At 70.4% G+C, this 4,930-nt stretch carries 4 protein-coding genes and 3 pseudogenes; 5 read left to right on the top strand and 2 right to left on the bottom strand.

What is annotated here, in order from left to right; all coding sequences use genetic code 11:
- The 3 genes and pseudogenes from ABZ281_RS37840 to ABZ281_RS37850 all read left to right on the top strand — a co-directional run.
- Positions 1-610 (top strand): annotated as a pseudogene (locus tag ABZ281_RS37840) (nicotinate phosphoribosyltransferase); the annotation flags it as partial.
- Between the two features lie 11 nt (positions 611-621).
- Complete coding sequence (locus ABZ281_RS37845; RefSeq protein ID WP_356662564.1) at positions 622-909, top strand: DUF1876 domain-containing protein; 288 nt, start codon at positions 622-624, stop codon at positions 907-909.
- A gap of 36 nt (positions 910-945) precedes the next feature.
- The gene (locus ABZ281_RS37850) at positions 946-1,404 is read left to right on the top strand and encodes an Hsp20/alpha crystallin family protein (RefSeq protein WP_356662565.1); all 459 of its coding nucleotides are present in this window, start codon (positions 946-948) and stop codon (positions 1,402-1,404) included.
- A gap of 92 nt (positions 1,405-1,496) precedes the next feature.
- Here ABZ281_RS37850 and ABZ281_RS37855 read toward each other — a convergent pair whose 3' ends face one another.
- Positions 1,497-2,174 (bottom strand): CBS domain-containing protein, encoded by a 678-nt coding sequence (locus ABZ281_RS37855; RefSeq protein WP_356662566.1) that lies wholly within the window; start codon positions 2,172-2,174, stop codon positions 1,497-1,499.
- A 144-nt stretch (positions 2,175-2,318) separates the two neighbouring features.
- On the opposite strand from ABZ281_RS37855, the pseudogene ABZ281_RS37860 reads away from it, so the two are divergent.
- Both ABZ281_RS37860 and ABZ281_RS37865 read left to right on the top strand, forming a co-directional pair.
- Positions 2,319-3,240, top strand: a pseudogene (locus ABZ281_RS37860) (DUF1918 domain-containing protein).
- Positions 3,241-3,304: 64 nt separating this feature from the next.
- The gene (locus ABZ281_RS37865) at positions 3,305-4,297 is read left to right on the top strand and encodes a nitroreductase (RefSeq protein ID WP_356662567.1); all 993 of its coding nucleotides are present in this window, start codon (positions 3,305-3,307) and stop codon (positions 4,295-4,297) included.
- Between the two features lie 57 nt (positions 4,298-4,354).
- Here the strand turns inward: ABZ281_RS37865 and ABZ281_RS37870 are convergent.
- Positions 4,355-4,834: pseudogene (locus ABZ281_RS37870) on the bottom strand (CBS domain-containing protein); the annotation flags it as partial.
- Positions 4,835-4,930 lie beyond the last annotated feature (96 nt).

Here is a 4,930-nt window from a genome sequence, read left to right on the forward strand (position 1 = left end):
CCTTGCGGTACGGGCGCGCTCCATCCTCGACGACGCGGGTCTGCCGGACGTACGGATCATCGCGAGCGGTGGTCTCGACGAGTACGCGGTGGACGAACTGGTTCGCTCCGGAGTGCCGATCGACACGTACGCCGTGGGCACCCGCGTCGGGGTCTCGGCCGACGCACCGTATCTGGACTCGGCGTACAAGATGGTGGCGTACGACGGACGGCCGGTGATGAAGCTGTCGTCGGCGAAAGTGACGGCGCCCGGCCGCAAGCAGGTGTTCCGCCGCCCGGGGTACGCCGACGTGATCGGCCTGGCCGATGAGCAGCCCCCCGACGGTGGCAGGCCGTTGCTGGAGACGGTGATGCGGGGCGGGCAGCGCACCGGCACCAGGCCCTCGCTCGCCGAGTGCCGGGAGAGATTCACGGCGGACCTGGGCCGGCTGCCGTCGGCGGCCCGCAGGATCCGAGCGCCGGTCCCGCCTCGGGCGACGGCTTCCGAGCGGCTGAGCGCACTCGCCGCCCACGTCCGGCGCCACATCGAGGAACAGACGGCGGAGGATTCCGCACGGTCCTCGGCCCCGGAACGAACCCTGTCCGGACCCCACGGGTCCGTATCGAGGTGAGGAGGAAAGCGATGTCACACACGGCGGAGTGGAAGGTTCGACTCCACCTCTTCGAGGACGACGACGGAACCACGAAGGCACGCGTGGTGCTGGACACCGGTACCACCGCACTCACCGGCCACGGGACGGCGCATTGCCATCCGGCGGACGCCAACGTGCCCGAAATCGGCGACGAACTGGCGGCGGGCCGGGCCATGAACAACCTCGCCCAACAACTGCTGAACATCGCCGAGCGCGACATCGAGGGCGTGGGCGCGCCCCGGCCGAGCACCCGCCAGGTCACCGGATGGCCCGTATGACCGCCGGTCGGCACAGCCGGTCAAGGAGGAGGAGCCATGACACATCCAGTACGGCACAGCAGAGGCGGGCTCTCGGCAGCCCTTCATGAGCTGGACGATCTCCGTACCCGGATGGACCAGCTCATGCACGCTGTCTTTCCCGTCGGCGGTTACCCCGAGCTGGGCACGGCCGAGCCGTGGGCGCCGCTGGCCGACGTCGTGGACACCGAGGACGCCTACCTGGTGGAACTGGAGCTTCCCGGCGTGGCCAAGGACCAGATCACCGTAGAGGTCGCCGAGGGCGAGCTCGACATCCACGGTGAGATCAAGGAGAAGGAACAAACCGGGGTGGTCCGCAGGCATACCCGCCGCATGGGGCAGTTCGACTACCGCACGACTCTGCCGCCGAACTCCGACACCGAGCACGTCAGTGCGGACCTGACGAGCGGAGTCCTCACGGTGCGCGTCCCGAAAACCGAGACCGGCAAGGCACACCGCATCGAGATCACCGGCTGACCGCGGCGGGGGCGGCACCCCGGGCCACGTACCCGGGTTCGGCATCCAGTGCCCCTGCCCTCCGCGCCAGGCCGACGGCTCCGACGGCCCCCTCAGATGGCAGTGGTGGGGGACCGTCGGGCGTCGTCGGTCCGGTACACAAGATGCTCCGAGACCGAGACCACCCCGTCGACGCTCCGGCAGAGCCGCTCGATGACGGGGATCAGACTCCTGAACTCGACCGAGCCCCTGAGGCCGACTCGCCCGTCACGCACCTCGACCGTCACCTCTGAGGGAGCAAGCCTCATCGTGCGTCGCAGCACGTCCTCGGTGATTTCGTCGCGGATGGCGTCGTCACGACGCAGGAAGATCCGCAGCAGGTCCCCACGGCTGACGATGCCCTGCAGTCGGCCCGTCTCGTCCACGACGGGCAGCCGCTTGACGTGCTCGGCCTCCATCAGGCGGGCGGCCTCCACCACGCTCCACTCCGGACGTGCGCACACGGCGGGAGCCGACATCAGCTCCTCGGCGCGGGAGCCCTCGGCCTTGGCCCGCTCCCATGCCTCACGGTGTGGAACAGGGGCCCTGCCCGACGGGTCGGCCTGGTCGGCGCTCTTGCGCAGCAGGTCCGCCTCGGACACCACGCCCATGGGGCGGTCCAGGTCGTCCACCACGGGCACCGCGGTGACGTCGTTGTCCGCCAGCAGCCTCACGATCTCCTTGAAGGGCGATTCACGCCGCGCCTTGACGACGTCTCGGGTCATGAGCTCCGCGACCGTTCGGTGGTGCATGTCGCCTCTCCCGTCCGGGTTGTGACCGCGTGACATCCGGTTGCCTCAGCCCGCCCCTGCGGAAACGGGCCGGTCGTCCCATGCGGTGGCGTGTCGCGCGTGGCGCGTTGGATACAGCACCATTCTGAGGAGAGGGCGGCGATCATGCGAGCTCACCTCGGCGACCAACTCGTCATCGAAAGTCCGGCGACCGGCGGCACCGGGCGCGACGGCGAGGCCGTCGGACTCCACCATGAGGACGGAACACCTCCCTACGACGTGCGCTGGTCGGACACTGACGAAGTGACGCTCGTGTTCCCCGGGCCCGACGCACACATCCGGCATGTGGAGCACGGGCAGCCCGGGACCACCCGTGGTTCTTCCCAGCGGGACGCGGGGGAGGCGGAGGCCGTGTCGGCGGTCGCTCCGCCGGCCGGGACACCCCGTCCCGGCGACATCGGACGGCGCGTGGCCGTCGAACGCCGCAGGCACGGGCTCAGCCGGGAGGAAACGGCCCGTCGCGCCCGCATCCCGCCCGGCTACCTGGCGTACCTGGAGGAACAGCCGGCCGACCCTACCGTGGCGACTCTCCTCGGTCTGGCCGCCGCGTTGGGCACCACCGCCACGGCCCTGCGCGGGGCAGGCGTCGACCTGCCACCCGGTCGGGGCCACGCACTGCCGCATCCACAGCTGCGGGACCTCGGCCCGCAGGAATGCCGCCGCCGGCTGTCCACGCACGGCGTGGGCCGCATCACCGTGTCGACGCCCGACGGCCGCCCCGCAGTCGTCCCGGTCAGCTACGAGGTCGTGGATGACGAGATCGTCTTCCGGACCGCGCCCGACTCCGTGCGCGGCGGCTGTCGGAACGGAGGTTGCCTTCGAGGCCGACCACGTGGACGAGGCGATGAGCCAGGGCTGGAGTGTGCTCGCGGTCGGCCCCGCGAACGTCGTCCCAGAACCCGACACCGTACGTGGGCTTGCCCAACGCGCACACACCGAGCCATGGGCGGGCGGCGCACGCGAGATGTGGGTGGCGATCCGGCCCACGCGCCTCACGGGTCGGCGCATCACACCGGCCGATCAGTAGGCGCCCACGGGCCGCCCAGAGCGGCCCCATATCAGCGGGCAGCCAACTCGCGAGGGAGGTTCCGATGAGCCGACACGCACCAGCCGACGAGCAGGTGACGGCTCTGGCCCACGCCGCTGCCGCTGCCCCGTCAATGCACAACGCGCAGCCCTGGTTCTTCCGCTACTTCCGGCGCAGCCGCACGTTCGACATCCACGCCGACTTCGAGCGCACCATGCCGCACTCCGACCCCGACACCCGCGGCCTGCACATCGGCTGCGGCGCCGCCCTGCTGAACCTGAGAGCCGCCGTGGCCCATGAGGGTTGGCACCCGGAAACTCTCCTGCTGCCCGACCCCGCCGACCGGACACTGGTCGCAAGCGTGCGGCTGACCGGCTCCGCAACCGACGAGAGGGAACTCGGCGCGCTGTATCCCGCGATTCACCAGCGGCACAGCAGCCGCTTCCCGTTCGAGGAGAGGGAGATCCCCGATCCCGTGCGGGAGGCTCTCAGCGCAGCCGCCCGCGTCGAAGGAGCGGTGCTGGCCTTCCCGACCTCGTGGCATCTGCGGGAGGTGCTGGAACTGGTCCAGGAAGCCGAGGCACGCGATATCACCGACCTCGGCAGTGACCAGGACCTGGCGCGGTGGACTCGTATCGACGCCCCGTCAGTGGGCACCGCCGACGACGGAGTCCCGCACTACGCCTTCGGGCCGCGCAAACGCGGGGGCAAGGCCCCCATGCGCGACTTTGCAGGCGTCCGGAGGGTGGTCGGCCGTGACGCCGCGGACTTCGAACGCACTCCTCAGCCGGCCCTCCTCAGTACGAGCCACGACCACCCGGAAGACTGGCTCTGCGCCGGTCAGGCCGTGGAACGCGTCCTGCTGCTGGCCACTCTTGATGGCCTTTCCAGTTCCTTCGCCACCCAACCCCTCGAATGGGCCGACCTGCGCTGGCCGCTGCGCGACCCGGTGTCCGGAAATGGCTACACCCAGATGCTCCTGCGTCTGGGGTACGGCCCCAAAGGACCTGGCACACCGCGCCGCCCGCTGTCGGACGTACTCGACGTCCAGCCCTGACCCGCCATCCAGCCCTGACCCGCCCGAGGGGCCGCAGCCGGCCGGCCTCGCACACGGTCACTGAGTTGTCCCGGGCCCGTCCCGACCGGCTGACTCGCCGGTGAGCTCTGGCTCGACGTCCACGACGCCCTCCACGGCGCGCACGAGGCGCACGGCGACCGAGATGAGCGAGGTGTCACGGATGTGCCCGCGGAGCGTGACGACTCCCTCGTGCACGGTCACATGGATGGCGTGGCTGGAAGCCGGGAAGAGGTACGACACCACGGTGCGGCGGACCTCCTCCTCGATCTCCTCGTCCGGCCGCAGGAAGACCTTCAGCAGGTCGGCGCGGCTGACGATGCCCTGGAGCATGCCGATGTCGTCGACCACGGGCAGCCGCTTGACGTGCCGGACGGCCATGATGCTCGCCGCCTGGGCCAAGGTGGCGTCGGGGTGGACCGTGATCGCGGGAGTGCTCATGAGATCCCCCGCCGTCACCGCCCCGGCCTTGGCAAGGTCGGACAACCGTCGGCGTTGCTCGAAGAGACTCGGGTCGCTGCCCACTTCAACGGGCACTTCTGCGGCGAGGTCCACGGCTCGGTCAAGAACTGGACGCCGGCGCAGTGGCGCAGCGAGATCGACCAGGCCAAGAAT

The organism is Streptomyces sp. NPDC006265 (assembly GCF_040613555.1).
Taxonomy (GTDB): domain Bacteria; phylum Actinomycetota; class Actinomycetes; order Streptomycetales; family Streptomycetaceae; genus Streptomyces.